At 73.2% G+C, this 17,796-nt stretch carries 14 protein-coding genes; 12 read left to right on the forward strand and 2 right to left on the reverse strand.

Features of this window, described 5'->3' with window-relative positions; all coding sequences use genetic code 11:
• Nucleotides 1–153: 153 nt before the first annotated feature.
• Entirely contained in the window at nucleotides 154–1,281 is a 1,128-nt protein-coding gene (locus ACFCY7_RS13715) for a hypothetical protein (protein ID WP_376484277.1), read from the forward strand.
• A gap of 67 nt (nucleotides 1,282–1,348) precedes the next feature.
• On the opposite strand, the gene ACFCY7_RS13720 is transcribed toward ACFCY7_RS13715, so the two are convergent.
• On the reverse strand, nucleotides 1,349–2,680 hold the full coding sequence (locus tag ACFCY7_RS13720; protein ID WP_376484279.1) for a PLP-dependent aminotransferase family protein: 1,332 nt from the start codon (nucleotides 2,678–2,680) through the stop codon (nucleotides 1,349–1,351).
• Between the two features lie 105 nt (nucleotides 2,681–2,785).
• On the opposite strand from ACFCY7_RS13720, the gene ACFCY7_RS13725 reads away from it, so the two are divergent.
• The 9 genes from ACFCY7_RS13725 to ACFCY7_RS13765 all read left to right on the forward strand — a co-directional run bounded on the left by ACFCY7_RS13725 (nucleotide 2,786) and on the right by ACFCY7_RS13765 (nucleotide 11,826).
• Nucleotides 2,786–3,583: an alpha/beta fold hydrolase gene (locus ACFCY7_RS13725; protein ID WP_376484282.1), complete on the forward strand. Its 798-nt coding sequence runs from the start codon at nucleotides 2,786–2,788 to the stop codon at nucleotides 3,581–3,583.
• 37 nt (nucleotides 3,584–3,620) lie between these two features.
• Nucleotides 3,621–4,046 (forward strand): hypothetical protein, encoded by a 426-nt coding sequence (locus tag ACFCY7_RS13730; RefSeq protein WP_376484284.1) that lies wholly within the window; start codon nucleotides 3,621–3,623, stop codon nucleotides 4,044–4,046.
• A gap of 11 nt (nucleotides 4,047–4,057) precedes the next feature.
• On the forward strand, nucleotides 4,058–4,498 hold the full coding sequence (locus ACFCY7_RS13735) for a hypothetical protein (protein WP_376484286.1): 441 nt from the start codon (nucleotides 4,058–4,060) through the stop codon (nucleotides 4,496–4,498).
• A gap of 65 nt (nucleotides 4,499–4,563) precedes the next feature.
• On the forward strand, nucleotides 4,564–5,481 hold the full coding sequence (locus tag ACFCY7_RS13740; RefSeq protein WP_376484288.1) for an endonuclease/exonuclease/phosphatase family protein: 918 nt from the start codon (nucleotides 4,564–4,566) through the stop codon (nucleotides 5,479–5,481).
• Nucleotides 5,482–5,499: 18 nt separating this feature from the next.
• A complete protein-coding gene (locus tag ACFCY7_RS13745) occupies nucleotides 5,500–5,736 on the forward strand; it encodes a DUF2630 family protein (protein ID WP_376484291.1) in 237 nt (78 codons plus the stop codon).
• A gap of 177 nt (nucleotides 5,737–5,913) precedes the next feature.
• Complete coding sequence (locus ACFCY7_RS13750) at nucleotides 5,914–7,005, forward strand: hypothetical protein (RefSeq protein WP_376484293.1); 1,092 nt, start codon at nucleotides 5,914–5,916, stop codon at nucleotides 7,003–7,005.
• Nucleotides 7,006–7,041: 36 nt separating this feature from the next.
• Nucleotides 7,042–9,012 (forward strand): FUSC family protein, encoded by a 1,971-nt coding sequence (locus ACFCY7_RS13755; protein WP_376484295.1) that lies wholly within the window; start codon nucleotides 7,042–7,044, stop codon nucleotides 9,010–9,012.
• Nucleotides 9,013–9,249: 237 nt separating this feature from the next.
• The gene (locus ACFCY7_RS13760) at nucleotides 9,250–10,728 is read left to right on the forward strand and encodes an APC family permease (RefSeq protein ID WP_376484298.1); all 1,479 of its coding nucleotides are present in this window, start codon (nucleotides 9,250–9,252) and stop codon (nucleotides 10,726–10,728) included.
• Between the two features lie 108 nt (nucleotides 10,729–10,836).
• Nucleotides 10,837–11,826 carry a hypothetical protein gene (locus ACFCY7_RS13765; protein WP_376484300.1) on the forward strand — a complete coding sequence of 330 codons (990 nt, stop codon included), beginning with the start codon at nucleotides 10,837–10,839 and terminating at the stop codon, nucleotides 11,824–11,826.
• A 65-nt stretch (nucleotides 11,827–11,891) separates the two neighbouring features.
• Here the strand turns inward: ACFCY7_RS13765 and ACFCY7_RS13770 are convergent, their stop codons facing one another.
• Complete coding sequence (locus tag ACFCY7_RS13770; RefSeq protein ID WP_376484301.1) at nucleotides 11,892–13,943, reverse strand: PhoX family phosphatase; 2,052 nt, start codon at nucleotides 13,941–13,943, stop codon at nucleotides 11,892–11,894.
• 258 nt (nucleotides 13,944–14,201) lie between these two features.
• On the opposite strand from ACFCY7_RS13770, the gene ACFCY7_RS13775 reads away from it, so the two are divergent.
• Nucleotides 14,202–15,983, forward strand: a complete 1,782-nt coding sequence (locus ACFCY7_RS13775) for a VWA domain-containing protein (protein WP_376484303.1) — start codon at nucleotides 14,202–14,204, stop codon at nucleotides 15,981–15,983.
• Between the two features lie 132 nt (nucleotides 15,984–16,115).
• Entirely contained in the window at nucleotides 16,116–17,720 is a 1,605-nt protein-coding gene (metG, locus tag ACFCY7_RS13780; protein ID WP_376484306.1) for a methionine--tRNA ligase, read from the forward strand.
• Nucleotides 17,721–17,796 lie beyond the last annotated feature (76 nt).

Consider the following 17,796-nt stretch of genomic DNA (forward strand, 5'->3'; position numbering starts at 1 on the left):
CGCCTGTCACACGCTCGTGACACGACGACGAAGGCTCCGTCGCACAAGATCCGTAACTTTGTTCACGCAGCCCGCCGAACCTCCAACGGCCCCACCCGAACGAGCAGACGGCATGCGGCTCTCCTCTTCCACACCTGTCGTCCAGGAGTCGTCATGCGCACCGCCCTCCGCACCGCCATCACCACCGCCGCCCTCGCCGGTGCCGTCCTCGCCCCGGCCGCAGGCGCCTTCGCCGCGACGCCCGCCCCGACCGGGACCCCGACCACCGGCCCGGCGGCCACCTCGACCCTGACGCCGGTGGCGCCTCCCGCCACCACGGCCCCCGCCACCGGAACCCCGAAGGCCGACGGCCCGGCCACCGGCACGGACAAGGGCACCCGCCCGACCACCGGGACGGGGACCGGCACCGGCACCGGCTCGGCGGAAGGCTCCACCGGCGGTACGCAGGACGGGCAGCTCGGCGAGCAGGGTCCGGAGGGGACGGCGGGCACCAGCCTCGGCCGCCGCCCGCTCGCCGACGGCGGCTACGCCGAGCTCTACCGCAAGAGCACCGGCGCCTACCTCGCCGACCTCCACTCCCCCCAGGGCAAGCCCACCGGCCGCCTGAAGGCGGACGGCAGCGGCGCGGGCGACCAGTTCGGCTCCGTCTTCGTCGTCCTGGAGGCCGACGGCACCGTCAAGTCCTGGAACAACCCGCTGGCGGGCGGCGACTACAGCGACGTCCGCAAGGGCTGCACGGTGACCCGGTACGCCGCCGCGCCCTTCCAGGAGGTCGAGTTGGCCCTGTCGAACAGCCCCAAGGGCCCGGTCGCCAAGCTCATCCAGGACGGCAAGGTCATCGCGGTCCTCGACCGCGGCCACGACACGGCCCTCTACGGCGGCGCCCGCATCAAGGGCCTGCTCGACCCGGCCCCGGCGGTGCCGATGCTCCAGATGCGCGTGCACGGCGGCCCGATCCCGTGGGACGGCGTGACCTTCCCGGCGGTCCCGAAGGACTGCGCCACCCCCTCGGACACGACCCCGAGCACCGGCACCGGCACCGGCACCGGCACCCACCAGGGCGCCACCGCAGCGCCCGCCGCGCAGCACGCGACCCAGACCGGCACCGGAGCCGCCGCCGTCGCGCAGACCTCCGTCGTCCCCAAGGGCGCGGTCGCCGCCGGCCCGGAGCCGGTCGCCGCCGACCGCTCCCTCGCCTTCGCGGGCGGCGCGGCCCTGGCGGGAGCAGGCGCGGCCGGTGTCGCCCTGGCCCTGTTCCGCCGTCGCGGAACCGCCGCCTGACCCCCGTACGGCCCACGCCTCACAGGTGCCCGGTGCCCTGCCCCTCCCCGGGCAGGGCACCGGTCGTTCAGCCGTGCTCGGCCGCCAGGGCCGCCAGTCGCGCCAGCGCCCCGTCGAGGACCGCGCGGGGCGGCGAGGCGAGGCCGACGCGGACGGCGTCCGGAGCCGTGCCGGGGCCGACCGCGAAGGCGCTGCCCGGGGTGACGGCCACGCCCGCGCGGTCCGCCGCGGCGGCCGTGAAGGTCTCGGCCCGCCAGGACGGGGGCAGTTCCCACCAGCAGTAGTACGCGTGCGGGGAGGTGCGGAGGGCGAACCCGTCGAGCCGGCGGAGGACCAGGGCGTGCCGGGCCTCCGTCTCGGCCCGCTTCGCCGCGACCGCCTCGGCGACCGTGCCGTCCCCGGCCCAGCGGGTGGCGGCCGCGAGCGCCAGGCCGCCCGCCGTCCAGGCCCCGGAGCGCAGGGCGTCGGCGGCGGCGGCCCGCAGCGGCCCGGGCACCACGAGGTAGCCGACGGTCAGGCCCGGGGCGAGCCGCTTGGAGAGGCTGTCCACGAGCAGCACCCGCTCGGGCGCGTGGGCCGCGAGCGGCGCGGGCGCGTCCGGCACGAGGAAGGCCCAGGTGGTGTCCTCGACGGCCGTCAGGTCCAGGCTCCGCAGCAGCTCGGCCAGTTCGGCCCGCCGCCCCTCGCCCGCGGTCGCGGACAGCGGGTTCTGCAGGGTCGGCTGGAGGTAGACGGCGGCGAGCGGTGCCGCCCGGTGGGCCGCCGCGAGCGCCTCGGGCCGCACGCCCTCCTCGTCCAGGGCGAGCGGCACGAGCCGGATGCCGAGCCGCTCGGCGACCGCCTTGACCAGGGGATACGTGAGCGCCTCCACGCCCAGCCGGCCGCCGGGCGGGACGAGCGCGGAGAGCGCGGCGGCGATGGCCTGCCGACCGTTCCCGGCGAAGAGGACCCGCTCGGGGTCCGGCGCCCAGCCGGGCCGGGCGAGCACGGCGGCCGCCGCCTCCCTGGCCTCAGGGGTGCCGGTCGCCGCGGCCGGACCCGAGACGGCCTCCGCGAGCACGTCGGGCCGGGCGAGCGCGGCGAGCGCGCGGGCCATCAGCTCCGACTGGCCGTCCGCGACGGGGTAGTTGAGCTGGAGGTCGACGGGTGCCGCCCCGGTCGCCTCGGCGAGTGCGGGACCGGGCAGCGGCGGCGCGGACCGGACGAAGGTGCCGCGCCCGACCTCCCCGACGACCAGGCCCCGGCGCGCGAGCTCCCCGTACACGCGGATCGCCGTCGAGTTCGCGATGCCGTGGCGGCGGGCGAACACCCGCTGCGGCGGCAGCCGGTCGCCGGGCCGCAGCCGGCCCTCCCGTACGGCCGCCTCGACCCGGTCCGCGATCCGCCGGTACTCCTCCACCCGGAACCCCCTCCCCGGACGCCGGGAGCCCCCGCGCCCCGACCCATTGCACCGAGAGCAAAGATCTTATTGCACCGAGTCCGCGGGGCTGCCTAGCCTGCGGACATGCCCGTCGCCGAAACCTCCGCCACCCGCGTCTTCTACGAGGACCGGGGCACCGGCCCCGCCCTCCTCCTCGTCCACGGCCACCCCTTCGACCACACCATGTGGCAGCCCCAGATCGACCGCTTCTCCCGCACCCACCGCGTGATCGCCCCCGACCTGCGCGGCTACGGCGACACCCCGCTCGGCGCCATGACCGCATCCACCGACCTCGGCGAGTTCGCCGAGGACCTCGTCGGACTCCTCGACGAGCTGGGCATCGGGCAGTGCGTCCTCGCCGGCCTGTCCATGGGCGGCCAGATCGCCATGGAGCTCTACCGCCGCCACCCCGAACGCGTCCGCGGCCTCGTCCTCGCCGACACCTTCCCCGCCGCCGAGACCGAGGACGGCAAGCGGACCAGGAACGCCATGGCCGACCGCCTCCTGCGGGACGGCATGCGCGGCTACGCCGACGAGGTCCTCGACCGGATGGTCGCCCCGTACAACACGCACGCCGCACCCCACGTCCACCGCATGATGTGCGCCACCGACCCGGTCGCCGCGGCCGCCGCGCTCCGCGGCCGGGCCGAACGCCCCGACTACCGGGAGACCCTCGCCGCCGCGACCGTCCCCGCGCTCGTCGTCGTCGGCCGGGACGACACGTACACCCCGGTCGCGGACGCGGAGGACATGCACGCCCTGCTGCCCGACTCCACCCTCGTCGTCGTCGAACGGGCCGCCCACCTGCCCAACCTCGAACGGCCCGAGGAGTTCGACGCGGCGCTCGACGCCTTCCTCCGCTCACTCGTTCGGCCCAGCTGAAAGTTCGCGATCGTACGAACGCTCGCACGATGGGGCCATGAGCCAGAACACCGCACCCCGCAAACAGAGCTCCTCCGGCGCCTGGGCGTCCGGAGGCACCCTCTTCGCCGGCGTCCTCATGCTGGTCACCGGCTTCATGGACGTCTTCCAGGGCATCGCAGGCATCGCCGAGGACGACGTCTACACCCGCGTCGGCGACTACGTCTTCAAGTTCGACCTCACCACCTGGGGATGGATCCACCTCATCCTCGGCATCATCATCGCCATCACCGGCTTCGGGATCCTGAAGGGCGCCGAGTGGGGCCGGATCGCCGGCATCTCCCTCGCCTCGCTCAACATCCTCTTCCAGTTCCTCTTCCTCCCCTACCAGCCCTGGTGGGCGCTCTTCTCCATGGCCGTCTCGATCTTCGTGATCTGGGCACTGGCCACGGACGACGCGTACGGCACCGACGAGACGTTCTGAGGCCGCGCCCGATGACCACCACCCGCCGCAGCACGGGACTCGTCCTCGCCCTCGCCGCCACCACGGCCCTCGCCCTCACCGGCTGCGACGCCGCCAAGGACGCGGCCGGCGACATCGTCTCCTCCGCCACCGCGGCCGTCGCCTCGGCGGCCCAGGAGAAGATGAACGAGGTCAAGGACGGCGTCAACGCCGGAGGCGACGTCAAGGCCGGCGCCACCAAGACCGACGGGGACCGCACCGTCGCCGAGATCACCGCGACCAACCCCAAGGACCAGAGCGCCGACTACACGATCATGGTCAACTTCCGCGACAACGACGGAAACGTGCTCGACGCGGTCGTCCTCACCATCGACGGAGTCGGACCCGGCGCGTCCAAATCCGGCACCGCCCGCAGCAACCGCACCCTCACCGGCGCCACCACGGCCGAAATCGCCCAGGCCCTCCGCCACTGAACGACGTCCCGCCGACCGACGCCGCGTCGCACCGGCCCAGGCGCCACCACGCCGCCTGGGCCGCGGTGCTGCTCCTCGCCGTGTCCGCCCCGGTCACCGCGTGCCGGCTCCTCGACACGGACGCCGTCACCCCCGTCCCCCAAATCCTCTCCGTCCTCCCCTGGCTCACCGTCCCCGCCGGACTCGCCGCACTCCTCGCCGCCGCGGCCGGCCGCCGCGCCCTCTGCCTCCTCGCCGCCGTGACCCTCGCCACCACCGCCTGGGCCTCCCTGCCCTACCCCGCGCGGACCACCGACCCCCCGGGCCGGCCCGTCGCCCGGATCAAGGTCATCGCCTCCAACGTCGAAGTCGGCCGGGGCACCGACGCGTTGACCGGCATCGTCCGCCGGGAACACCCCCAGCTCGTGTTCGTGTCCGAATGCGACCGCGCCTGCGGACGGACCCTGACCACGGCCTTCGCCGCCGAGCTCCCCCACCACGCCGCCGTCGAGGCCGACGGCTCCGCCGGCTCCGTACTCCTCAGCGCCTACCCGCTCGCCGACCGCGCGACGATCCCGGCCACCATGGGCATGCCCGGCGCCACCGCCGACATCGCCGGCGTACCCGTCCGCCTCCAGCTCGCCCACCCCATGCCGCCGCTGGCCCACCAGGTCCCGCTCTGGAAACGCGAACTCCGCCGGATCGCCGACACCGCCGCACGGCAGACCGGCCCCGCACTCGTCGCCGGCGACTTCAACGCCTCCCAGGACCACGCCGCCCTCCGCGCCGTCCTCGACGCCGGCCGCCTCCACGACGCCGCGCGATCGGCGAACGCGAGCCGCACACCCACCTGGCCCTCGGAAGGGCCCCTCCCGCCGTTCGTCCAGATCGACCACGTCCTGGTCAGCGACGACTTCAGCGTCCGCGACGTCCGCTTCCTCGACGTCACCGGCTCCGACCACCGCGCCGTCCTCACCGATCTCGACCTGCGCGCCCCGCGCTGATCCGCCACGCTGGAAGGCATGGACAACGAGGAGATCCTTGACGACATCGGCGCCCTCGTCGAAGAGGAACGCGCCCTCCGGCAGCGCACCGGCGGCCTCCTCCCCGAGGAACGCGCCCGCCTCGCCGACCTGGAGGTACGCCTCGACCAGTGCTGGGACCTGCTCCGGCAGCGCCGCGCCAAATCCGAGTTCGGCGAGGACCCCGACACCGCCGCCCTGCGCCCCGCCTCCGAGGTCGAGTCCTACCGCAACTGACGTGCGATCTTCTCCTGCCCGGACCTACGCTTGATTCATGGCGCATGGTTCACGGCGCTTGATTCACACGACTGATGCATCTCCACCTTCCAGGAGGCTGTCGTGCCCAGAATCAACGAACCACCACCCGATGATTTCGCATCCTCCGGCGAGAACGTGGAATTCCGGCAGCCAGAGGTGACGTCCGATCACCTCGGATTCGATCCCGACGAATTCCCCACGGAACTCGTCGACGCGCGAGCCGCGATCGAAGGGATCCTCACCGGTCAGGGCGAGCTGCGCAGCGGAGTCCAGACCCTGGAGGGCCTCACCGAGGAAATGAACATCCAGGGCGTCGGCATCGGGCGGGCCCTACCCTCCGAATACGGTCTCCGCAGCAGCCACATCGAACCGGGTCAGCCCACGCTGAGCGTCTATCTGACCCGCCCGAGAAGCGCGGACGCCGTCGAGGAAGTGCTCGTCGAGCAGCTGGGCGTGCGGGTCGCCGCCTCCCCGAACGTTCCGGTCATCCCGGTCGTCACCGGGGAGATCGAGGCCTCGGGATACACCTTCCAGAGCCGACCCGCACCCGGCGGCATCTCGATCAGCACGCCCGTCCTGCCGGCGTCCGCCGGCACGCTGGGCTGCCTGGCGACGGGCCGGTCGTTCCCGCGCGACCTGAGGACGCTCCTCATCAGCTGCAACCACGTCATCGCGGACTCCAACACGGCGCCACTGGGAACGTGCATCTCCCAGCCCGGGCGCGCCGACTCGGGCTCGTGCCCGAACGACCTGATCGCCGTGCTCGAACGGCGCACCCTGATCGAGTTCGGGGGCGTCATCAACTCGGTCGACTGCGCCACCGCCTGGGCCGTCCCGAAGAAGGTCAGCCCCAACATCCTGACCACCGGAGTGCTGACCCCGGTGGAGGTGCCCATCAGCACCACGACCGCCGCGGCGACCATCGGGATGATCGTCTTCAAGGGCGGCCGCACGACGGAGACGACGGTCGGCACCGTCAAGGAGATCGGCGGCTCCCACTGGGTGCGTTACGGGGACCAGAAGGCCTACTTCTCCGGCGCCATCGTCATCGACGCCACCGGCACCATCGGCACGCCCTTCAGCAGGAAGGGAGACTCCGGCGCGATCGTGTGGACCTTCACCCCCGACCGGACCCCGGTCGGAATGGTCTACTCCTCGTCCAGCACCGTGCTCACCAGGTCCTTCGCCAACCAGATCGACCTCGTCACGCAGTCCCTCGACGTCTTCCTCGTCGACCACACGGTCTGAACGGTCCGACGGCCGGACCGACGTACGTTAGGGCACATGGCACGCCCCGATCGGTCCGACCTCTCCGCCCGGCTCGCCCCGCCCGCATGGCTGACCGCGGGGTGGAAGCCGGCACCGACCCCGATCCCGTGGGCGGCGGTGGTGCGCGCGTCGGTGGCGCTGGCGGCGCCACTGGCGGTCGGACTGGCCGTGGGGCGGCCCGAGTACGGGGCGCTGGTGTCGATGGGCGCCCTGTCGGGGGTCATCGGGGACACCGCTGACGCGTACCGGATGCGGGTGTTCAACATCGCGGTGCCCCAGCTGTTCGGCGCGCTGGGCGTGACCCTGGGAACCCTCGTGTTCGGCCACGGATGGGTCGCCGTCGCCGCGCTCACGCTCGTCGCGCTGATCTCCGGGATGATCTCGTCGATCGGTGCCGTCGCCTCGGTGTCGGGGCTGCTGCTGCTCCTCAACTGCGTCGTCGGCGCGGGGCTCCCGATGCCGGGTCCCTGGTGGAAGGCCCCCCTCCTCCTCACCCTCGGCGGGCTCTTCGTCCTCGTCCTCACGCTCCTCGGCTGGCCGCTGCGCCGCGCCGCCCCCGAGCGCGCCGCCGTCGCCGCGACCTACCGGTCCCTCGCCGAGCTGTACGAGGCCACGGGCACCGACGCGTACGACGAGCGGCGGCAGGACGTCACGGCCTCCCTCAACCAGTCGTACGACCTCATCCTGGCCCGCAGGACCCGCCAGCACGGCCGGGCGCCGAACCTGGTCAGGATGCTCTCCCAGCTGAACGTCCTCATTCCGCTCCTGGAGGCCGCGCCCGCCGCCCACCTGCGGGCGCGCCTGGTCGGACCGTTGCCGGCGGCGATCCCGGCGGCCGTACGCGAGCTGGCGGACGCCGTCGAGGAGGGGCGGACGGGCACTCGGGACCTGGACCTGCCCGTGCCCGAGCGGCCCGCGGAGCGGGCGGTGGACCACGCGCTGCGGCACGCGGCGGCCGTGGTGCACAAGACGGACCCCGACCCGTACACCGTGGACGACCGGCTCGGGCGCCCGGCCGCGCTGCGGGTGCGGGCCCGCCGCGCCGCGAGGGCCGTGCTGTTCTCCGAGGCGTCCTGGCGGTACGGGCTGCGGCTGGCGCTGTGCATCGGGCTCGCGCAGGCGCTGGTGTCGCTGATCGCCGTACCGCGCTCGTACTGGGTCGCGCTCACGGTCACGTTCGTCATGAAGCCGGACTTCGGGTCGGTGTTCTCGCGGGCGGTGCTGCGGGCGGCCGGCACGGCGGTCGGTCTCGTCCTCGCCGCGTTCGTGCTGTCCCAGGTGCCGCGCGGCTGGTGGGACGTGCCGGTGATGGTCGTCCTCGCGGCGCTGATCCCGGCGTTCTCCGCGAAGGGGTACGCCTTCCAGACCGCGGCGATCACCCCGGTCATCCTGCTGCTCTCCGACACGCTCAACCACCAGGGCTTCGACCTGGTCATGCCGCGGCTCTACGACTCGCTGATCGGCTGCGCCATCGCGCTCGTCGCCGGTTACCTCCTCTGGCCGGAGTCCTGGCACACCCGGATCGGGGACCGGCTCGCGGACGCGGTCGCCGACACCGCCGCGTACGTGGCACGGGCCTTCGGGGGCGGCGCCGGGGAGTCCTCCCGCGCCGACCGCCACCGGGCCCGGCGCAAGCTGTACCGGGACCTGTCGGGCGTGCGCTCCGAGTTCCAGCGCGCGCTGACCGAACCGCCGCCCACCGGCGCCCGGGCCGCCGCCTGGTGGCCGCTCGTGGTGGCCGTCGAGCGGATCGTGGACGCGACGACGGCGGCCCGGATCCGGGTGGACCACGGCGCCCCGGCTCCCGACCCGGCCGAGGTCGCGGCCGTGGAGCGCGAGTTGCGGGAGCTCGCGGAAGGGCTGCGGGCCTCGGAGACCCTCGTCGAGGTGCGTTCGGAACTGCCCGGGGACGAGAGCGGAGTGCTCGAACCGCTCCGCCAGGAGGTCCGCGCGGCCCGCGCCATCGCCAGTCCCGACCTGCGGTAAACCTCCCCAAGGGGGCGTACCGGCGGACTTACCGGCGGTCACGGAACGGAACCTTCCCCACCGCCGTTACCGGAAGCCACCCGGGCGACTACGATGCGCTCGAATTCACCGTGATCCGCGCCCACCGCCGTCGGCAACCGGCCCGACGCACACCCTCTTTCGCCCTGCCCCGCCGCCCGCACTCCGCCCACCCCCCGCACCACCCCACCTCACGTCACCTCGCCCCGAGGACACGCCATGCGCACCACCACGAACAGAGGGCTCCAGCCCAACGTCCTCGGCACCTTCGACACGATCGTCATGGCCGTCGCCGGCAGCGCCCCGGCGTACTCGCTCGCCGCGACGACCGCCGTCCTCTTCGGCGCGGTCGGCTACGCCGGCCCCGCGGCCCTGCTGTACTGCGCGATACCGATGCTCGGCATCGTCCTCGCCTACGCCCGCCTCGGCCGGATCGACGTCAACGCCGGCGCCGGCTACTCCTGGGTGGGCCGCACCCTCCACCCCTTCCTCGGCTTCCTGTCCGGCTGGGCGCTGGTCTTCGCCGCCACCGTCTTCATGGTGGCCGGCTCGCTGCCCGCCGGCTCCCTCACGCTCTCCCTGATCGACCCCGACCTCGCCGCGAACACCCCGCTCGCGGCGGCCGTCGGCGCCGGCTGGTTCCTGATGATGCTGCTCGTCGTCCTCGGCGGCGCCCGGCTCACCGTACGGGCCCAACTGATCATGTCCGGCGTCGAGATGCTGATCCTGCTCGGCTTCGTGCTCGCCGCCGTCGCCCACCGGGGGCGGGCCACCGCCTTCGACTGGTCCTGGTTCGCCCTCGACCGGTTCGACGGCCCCGAGGGCTTCGCCGCCGGCGCGCTGATCGCCGCGTTCTACTACTGGGGCTGGGACGTCACCAGCAACCTCAGCGAGGAGACCCGCGACAGCCGGCGCACCGCCGGACTCGCCGCGCTCGTCGGCGTCGGCTTCGTGTTCGTCCTCTTCGAGGCCTTCACCGTCGCCGTGAACGTGCTGCTCAGCGCCGAGGAGATCCGCACCGCCGGACCCAACGTCCTCGCCGTCCTCGGCCAGGAGATCTGGCCCGGCGTCGGCGGCAAGCTCCTCGTCGTGGCCGTCCTCCTGTCGACCGTCGCCACCCTGGAGACCACCCTCCTCCAGGTCACCCGCTCGCTCTTCGCCATGGGCCGCGACCGGACCCTGCCGGCCGCGCTCGGCACCGTGCACCGCCGCTGGAACACCCCGTGGGTCGCCATCGCCACCGTCGGCGGCGCCGCCCTCCTCATGTTCGCCGCCGCCGCGGCCGCCGGCTCCGTACAGCGCATCCTCAGCGACGCCGTCGCCGCGATCGGCCTCCAGATCGCCTTCTACTACGGCCTCGCGGGCATCGCCGCCGTCGTCGCCTACAAGTCGCTGCTGCTGCGCTCCGTACGCAACCTCGTCCTCGGCGGCCTGTGGCCGCTGCTCGGCTCCGGATTCATGCTGTGGGCCTTCGTCGAATCGCTCGGCGAACTCTCCTCCACCGCCCTCGCCATCGGCCTCGGCGGACTGCTCCTCGGCGTCGTCCCGCTCGTCGTCTACTGGCGCAAGGGCAGCGACTACTACCGCCCCGCCCGCCTGGACGCCGCCCGCGCCCTCGCCGCCACCCAGGACTCCGGCCCGGCGACCCCCCGTGCCCGCACCGGCGACCACGAGAAGAGCTACGCCACCGACTTCTGACCCCCGCCCCGCCGCGTGCGACGGGGCGACCCGAGACCACCGCCCCGCTCCCCGCTCCCCCGGGACGAGGCGACTTCCGACGGCAGCCGAACCCGAAGGAGGCCCCCGATGGCCGTACGCCGCCGCTTGGCGCGACCGGCGCGACCGGAGCGCTTCGCGCCCGACTTCGACCCGGACTTCGGGGACCGGGCACTGACCGAGGCGCGCCACGACATCGTCATCGGCCGCTGGCAGGGCGTACGCGACCTGCTCGCCGCCACCGGGACGGACTGGGCCCGCCGCACCCACCGCCTGCGGCTCCTCTCGCACGCCGCCGCCGGCAGCTCCACCGTCGAGACCTGGCGCGCCGCCGAACCCGGCAACCCCGACGCCGCCGTCCTGCGCGCCGCGACCGAGGTCGTACGGGTCTTCGACGCGGCCATCGCCGCCGGCCGGGGCGCCGCCCTCGAACGCGGCCGCATCGACGCCGCCGTCGACGCCTGCCGGGGCGCCGCCGAGGCCGCCCCCGCCGACCCCATGCCGTGGGTGTCGCTGCTCTCGGTCGCCCGGCTCTACGAGGGCGGCGTACCGCGCCGCGAACTCCGCCACTGGTTCGACGAATTGCGCCGCCGCGACCCGTACAACACCGAAGGCCACATCCAGGTGCTGCGCTACTGGTCCGCCCGGTGGCACGGCACCCACGGCAGCATGTACGACTTCGCCCGCGACGCCGCCGGCGTCGCCCCGCCCGGCTCCCCGCTCCCGGTCCTCGTGCAGGTCGCCCGCGTCGAGGAGTACCGGTACATCGCCGACGGGGCACTCGGCCGGGGACCCGTCCGCGGCTTCGACCAGCACTGGAAGCACGAACTCGCGGTCACCGAACTCCGCCGCACCCACGCCCGCTGGATCGGCGGCCGGGACCCCGGGCGGCCCGTCGCCCCCGAAGAGGTCGCCGACCTCAACTTCCTCGCCCACGCCGCCTGCTACGCCGGACAGGTCGAGATCGCCCGGGACGTCCTCGCCCTGCTCGGCGCCCGGGCGGCCTGGGTCCCCTGGGCCTACACGGGCGACCCGGAAGAGCAGTTCGTACGGTTCAGGGAGGGCCTGGGGGTGGCGTGACACACACCCCGCCCCATGCCCTCCCCGGTCCCGCTACGGGCCCCCTCGCGGGGGCCCTGCCGGCGTCACACGCCGATGTCGCGACCGTCCTTGCGCCAGACGGAGACGACCGACGGCCGGACGATCTTCCCGGGCCCGTCGGGCCACTCCGAGGCCGGCTTCTCGACCGACGCGCCGTCGATCTCACCCGGGTGCTGGACGGCGACCAGGACCCGGCGGTCCTGGACGATCGGGCCGCAGGTCTCGGCGCCGCGCGGCACCGTCAGGAACTGCTTGAGCTCACCGCGCCGCTCGCCGCGCGTCGCGACGCCGAACAGGCCGTCGTGCGAGCCGAGCTGGTTGCCGTCGGTGGAGATCCACAGGTTGCCGTGCGGGTCGAAGGCCACGTTGTCCGGGCAGGAGATCGGCGACACCTTCTCCTTCGGGAAACCGGCGAAGTAGGTCGCCGGGTCGTTCGGGTCGCCCGCCACCAGGAACAGCCGCCACGCGAACCCGTCCGACGCCGGGTCGTCCCAGTGCTCGGCGAGCTCCAGGATCTGCCCGTGCTTGTTGGAGTTGCGCGGGTTGGCCTCGTCGGCCGGCGCGTAGCCCGCCTTGCCGCGGTTCGAGTTGTTGGTGAGCGCCACGTACACCCGGCCGCTGCGCGGCGACGGCTCGACGTCCTCGGGACGGTCCATCTTCGTGGCCCCGACCTTGTCGCCCGCGAGGCGCGTGAAGACGTACACCTCCTCGGCCGTCATCCCCGGCACGTGCGACACGTCGCCGGTCGCCAGCGGGATCCACACGCCGGAACCGTCGAACTCGCCGTCGTTCGGGAGCTTCCCGGTGCCGTCGATCTCGGCGGCCGGCGAGTCGCCGGTCAGCTTGGCGACGTACAGCGTGCCCTCGTCGAGCAGGGTGAGGTTGTGCTCACGGGCCGCCCGCGAGCTCCCCTTCTTCATCCGCTTGCTCGACACGAACTTGTAGAAGTAGTCGAACCGCTCGTCGTCACCCATGTACACGACCGGACGGCCGTCCTCGGTGAGCCGGGGCTGCGCCGCCTCGTGCTTGAAACGGCCGAGCGCGGTGCGCTTCCGGGGCGTCGACTCCGGGTCGTACGGGTCGAGCTCGACGACCCACCCGAAGCGGTGCACCTCGTTCGGCTCCTGCTTCAGGTCGAAGCGCTTGTCGAACCGCTCCCACTTCCGCTCGGTCGCCCCGGTGCCCACGCCGTACCGCTTGTCGGTGGCGGAGCTGCCGTTCGCGAAGTACTGGTTGAAGTTCTCCTCGCCGTGCAGCGTCGTGCCCCACGGCGTCGTGCCGCCCGCGCAGTTGTTCAGCGTGCCGAGCACCTTGCGGCCGGTCGGGTCCACGGAGGTCTTCAGCAGGTCGCTGCCCGCGGCGGGCCCGGTGACCTCGAACTCGCTCGTCGTGTGCAGGCGCCGGTTCAGGTGGTGCCGCGTGACCGGCGTCAGCTTCCCGCTCCGGTACTCCTCCTGCACCACCACGACCGACAGGCCGTGCGCCGCCCAGGCGATCTCCACCTGCTCGCGCGTCGGGTTCGCGGCGTCGTAGCCGCGGAACATCAGCACCTCGTCGGTGTACTCGTGGTTGGCCACGAGTACCTGCCGGCCGTGCTCGCCCCGCAGCGGCAGCAGCGACAGGAAGTCGTTGTTGTAGCCGAACTGCCCGGCCTGCGCCTTCGCCGTCTGCTTCTCCGAGTCGAACGCCGGCGCGCCCCGCAGGATCGGCTCGCCCCAGCGGATGACCACGTTCTGCGCGTACCCCTCCGGGACCGTCACCCGGTCGTCCGTGTTCGGCGCGACCGGCGCGAACCGCAGCCCGCGCGCCCCGTCGACGGCCCCGGGCTTCCCGTGCCCGTCCGGCGTCGCCTCCGCTGCCGGCGCGTTCCCCAGGACCACGGCCCCGCCCGCCGCCGACGCCACCGTCACGACCGCCGCCGCCCGCAGCGCCGAACGCCGCGACAGCGCCCCGGCTATGACGTCGCCGACGTACTCGTTGTCACTCGTGTTCGGCACCTCGTGGAAGCAGGCGTCGCCGCACCGGTACCGGCAGGTAAGAGCGGAACGCCCGCCTCCGTGGTTGTTCATGCTCAGCAGCGGCAGCAGTTTGCGCACGTCGTCCTCCTCCGGCGCACACCGCGCCGACAAGCTGTCGGGAATCCTTCGGCCGTGACGCTATGTGTGGACCTCTGCACCCGGACGGCCACCGAATGAACGCCGAATGAATGCGCGGCAACCGCAGGCGACCGGGTCGCCTAGGAGGCGGGGACTGGCCGCTAACCTTACGTATCCGCCCTGGCCAGGGATGATCTTCCCGAAACGCCCAGTACGGACATTCACACCGCACCCCATCTCATGCGAAAGGGTTCGCCCATGGGTATTCGGAGCATGCTGCGCAAGGTGTTCGGCCGGGACCGCGAGGAATCCCCGGCAACCTCCGTCCCGTCCCAGACGCGTGAGACCCCCTCCCCGTCCCCCGACACCCCCGAATCCGCCGCCCAGCGCAAAGCCGACGAACTCGTCGCCGAAGCCTTCGACAACCCCCAGATCCCGAAGGCCCGCACTGCGGACACCACGGCGGATACGGCGGGCACGGCTGCGGCCGAGGCGGGCGACGCGGTGGACGCGGGCGACGCGGTGGACGTGGCTGCGGGCGACACGGTGGATACGGCTGCGGCCGACGCGGGCGACGCGGTGGACGCGGTTGCCGCCGACGAGGTGGCTGAGCCGGAGGCGCCGGCCGCCGACGCGGACCCGGTGAAGCGGGTGGACGCGAATGCCGCTGACACGAGCGACGCCTCGGAGACGGCAGTCGCCGAGGCGGGCGACTCGGTGGACGCGGTGGACGCGGTTGCCGACGACGCCGGCGACGCGGTGGATACGGCCGTCGCCGAGGCGAGCGAGCCGGAGGCGGTCGACACCGAGGTCGTGAACGCCGACGCGGCTGCGGAAGCTGCTGCTACTGCGGAAGCCGCCGACTCGGCGGAGCCGGAGGCGGTCCACGCCGACGCGGCCGCCGACGAGGTGGCGGAGCCGGAGGCGCCGGCCGCCGACGTGGCGACCACGACCGACGCCGAGGCGAGCGAGGCGGCCGAGGCTGAGGCGGCCGAGGCGGAGGTGGCCGCTGACGCCACGAGCCCGGACGAGGCGACGGACGCGCCCGCGGCTGCGGCCGACGCGCCTGTGGAGGCGGAGGCGGAGAGCGCCGCCGACACGGAGGCCGAAGGTGGCGCCGACGCGGTTGCCGCCGGTGCGGCGGAGGCGGAGCCGGAGCCGGAGGCGGCTGCCGCCGACGAGGCCCCGGAGACGGCCGCCGACGAGGCCGCGGAGGCGGCGGAGCCGGTGGAGGCGACCGCGGACGCGGTCGAGGTGCTGCCGGAGGCGGAGGCGGAGCCGGCCGGTACGGCGGACGCCGACGAGACGGCGCCGGAGGCGGAGGCCGCGGCGGAGAGCGAAGCCGCACCGGAGGCGGAGGGTGCCGGGGGCTCGCAGGGGCCCGCGGTGGCGCTCGCGAAGGTGAAGGCGGGGGCGCCGCAGCTGGCGGAGGCGTACAAGGCGGCGGGAACGGCCCTGAAGAAGGAGGGTCTGGCGGGGGCGCGGGCGGCGGTGTACCTGGTGGTGGACCGGTCCGGGTCGATGCGCGGCTACTTCAAGGACGGCTCGGTGCAGCGACTGGCGGAGCAGACGGTCGCGCTGGCGGCGCACCTCGACGAGGCGGCGACCGTGACGACGGTGTTCTTCTCGACGGACATCGACGGGACCGTCGACCTGGCTCCGGCCGACCTGACGCCGACCCGCGTCGAAGAGGTCAACGGCACCCTGGGCCGCCTGGGCCGGACGAACTACCACCGTGCCGTGGAGGAGGTCCTGGCCCACCACGAGAAGGCCGACCCGACGCGTCCGGCCCTGGTGGTCTTCCAGACGGACGGCGCGCCGGAGTCGAAGACTGCGGCCACGCAGGCGCTGGCCGAGGCGGCGGACCGTCCGCTGCAGTGGCGGTTCGTGGTGTGGGGCGAGGAGGACAACAAGGCCTTCGACTACCTGCGGAAGCTCGACGGCACGGCCCGTACCGGCGTGTACTTCGCGGGCGCGACGCCGGTGGAGACGGCGCACGCCGCGTTCTACCGGGGCGTGCTCACCGGCCTGGAGTTCTGAGGCCCGCGCTCCGGGCGGGCAGCGGGGGCGGTGGTGACCGACGGGGTCGCCACCGCCCCCGGGCCCGCCACCGGCCGCCCCCGGGGTTTATCGATGTGAGGGGAGCTTCGTCGGGCCGTTAGGATTTCGGCCATGGCGGCCACTGGAACCGAGAAGCAGGGGTCGAAGGCGTACTACGTCACGACCCCCATCTACTACGTCAACGACGCTCCTCACCTGGGCCACGCCTACACGACCGTCGCAGGCGACGTGCTCACGCGCTGGCACCGTCAGCGCGGCGAGAAGGTGTGGTTCCTCACCGGCACGGACGAGCACGGTCAGAAGATCATGCGCACGGCCGAGGCGAACGACGTCACGCCCCAGGCCTGGTGCGACAAGCTCGTCGAGGAGGCGTGGAAGCCCCTCTGGGAGCACCTGAACATCGCGAACGACGACTTCATCCGCACCACGCAGAAGCGTCACATGGACCGCGTCCAGGAGTTCGTGCAGGATCTGTACGACAAGGACGAGATCTACAAGGGCGGGTACGAAGGCCCGTACTGCGTGGGCTGTGAGGAGTACAAGCTCCCCGGGGACCTCATCGAGGCCGAGGACGGCACCAAGCTGTGCCCGATCCACAAGAAGCCGGTGGAGATCCTCAAGGAGGAGAACTACTTCTTCAAGCTGAGCGAGTACGGCCCGAAGCTGCTGGAGTTCTACGAGGCGAACCCGGGCTTCATCCAGCCGGAGTCGGCCCGCAACGAGGTCGTGAACTTCGTCAAGCAGGGCCTGCAGGACCTCTCCATCTCGCGCTCGACGTTCGACTGGGGCATCCCGATCCCGTGGGACGACAAGCACGTCATCTACGTGTGGGTCGACGCGCTCCTGAACTACGCCACGGCCGTCGGCTACAACGAGAACCCGGCGAAGTTCGAGGAGACCTTCCCGGCGAACGTGCACCTGGTCGGCAAGGACATCCTGCGCTTCCACGCGGTGATCTGGCCGGCGATGCTGATGGCGCAGGGCCTGCCGGTCCCCGGCCGGGTCGCGGCCAACGGCTGGCTGATGGTCGGCGGCGAGAAGATGTCGAAGTCGAACCTGACCGGCATCAAGCCGCAGGACCTGACCTCGCACTTCGGTGTGGACGCGTACCGCTGGTACTTCCTGCGCGCCATCGCCTTCGGCAGCGACGGCTCGTTCTCGTGGGAGGACTTCTCCGCCCGCTACACGTCCGAGCTGGCCAACGACTACGGCAACCTCGCCTCGCGCGTGGCGGCGATGGTCGGCAAGTACTTCGGCGGCGCGCTGCCGGCCTCGACGGCCGACGGCGACGCGGAGAAGGCGATCCACGAGGGCCTGGCGAAGGCCGTCGCGACCGCCGACGCCAAGATCGGCGAGGAGCTGGACTTCCAGGCCGGCATCCTGGCGATCTTCGACTTCGTGAAGCAGGTCAACGGCTACATCACGGAGCAGGAGCCCTGGAAGGTCGCGAAGGACGAGTCGGAGGAGGGCCGGGCCCGCCTGGCGACCATCCTCTACACGGCCGCCGAGTCCCTCCGCGGCGTCGCCGTCCTCCTCAACCCGATCATGCCCGAGACCTCCCAGGCCCTCTGGGACTCCCTCGGCGCCGAGGCGTCCCTCGGCGCCCTGGCCGCCCAGCCGGTCCAGGACGCGGCGGCGTGGGGCAAGCTCCCCGCCGGCGCGACGGTGACGAAGGGCGCGGTGCTCTTCCCCCGCCTGGAGGAGAAGAAGGACTGACGTCCGCCTGATGCACGGCGAAGGCCGCCGCCCCGGTGCTCGGGGCGGCGGCCGTCATCTTGGTGCTAACCACGTC

The sequence above is a fragment of the Streptomyces sp. NPDC056361 genome, from assembly GCF_042262805.1.
Lineage (GTDB): Bacteria > Actinomycetota > Actinomycetes > Streptomycetales > Streptomycetaceae > Streptomyces.

Bases quoted from the DNA above. Each gene is read 5' to 3' on its own strand.
- ACFCY7_RS13715 (WP_376484277.1), top strand. From the start codon at position 154: ATGCGCACCGCCCTCCGCACCGCCATCACCACCGCCGCCCTCGCCGGT.
- ACFCY7_RS13725 (WP_376484282.1), top strand. From the start codon at position 2,786: ATGCCCGTCGCCGAAACCTCCGCCACCCGCGTCTTCTACGAGGACCGG.
- ACFCY7_RS13730 (WP_376484284.1), top strand. From the start codon at position 3,621: ATGAGCCAGAACACCGCACCCCGCAAACAGAGCTCCTCCGGCGCCTGG.
- ACFCY7_RS13735 (WP_376484286.1), top strand. From the start codon at position 4,058: ATGACCACCACCCGCCGCAGCACGGGACTCGTCCTCGCCCTCGCCGCC.
- ACFCY7_RS13745 (WP_376484291.1), top strand. From the start codon at position 5,500: ATGGACAACGAGGAGATCCTTGACGACATCGGCGCCCTCGTCGAAGAG.
- ACFCY7_RS13755 (WP_376484295.1), top strand. From the start codon at position 7,042: ATGGCACGCCCCGATCGGTCCGACCTCTCCGCCCGGCTCGCCCCGCCC.
- ACFCY7_RS13760 (WP_376484298.1), top strand. From the start codon at position 9,250: ATGCGCACCACCACGAACAGAGGGCTCCAGCCCAACGTCCTCGGCACC.
- ACFCY7_RS13765 (WP_376484300.1), top strand. From the start codon at position 10,837: ATGGCCGTACGCCGCCGCTTGGCGCGACCGGCGCGACCGGAGCGCTTC.
- ACFCY7_RS13775 (WP_376484303.1), top strand. From the start codon at position 14,202: ATGGGTATTCGGAGCATGCTGCGCAAGGTGTTCGGCCGGGACCGCGAG.
- metG (WP_376484306.1), top strand. From the start codon at position 16,116: ATGGCGGCCACTGGAACCGAGAAGCAGGGGTCGAAGGCGTACTACGTC.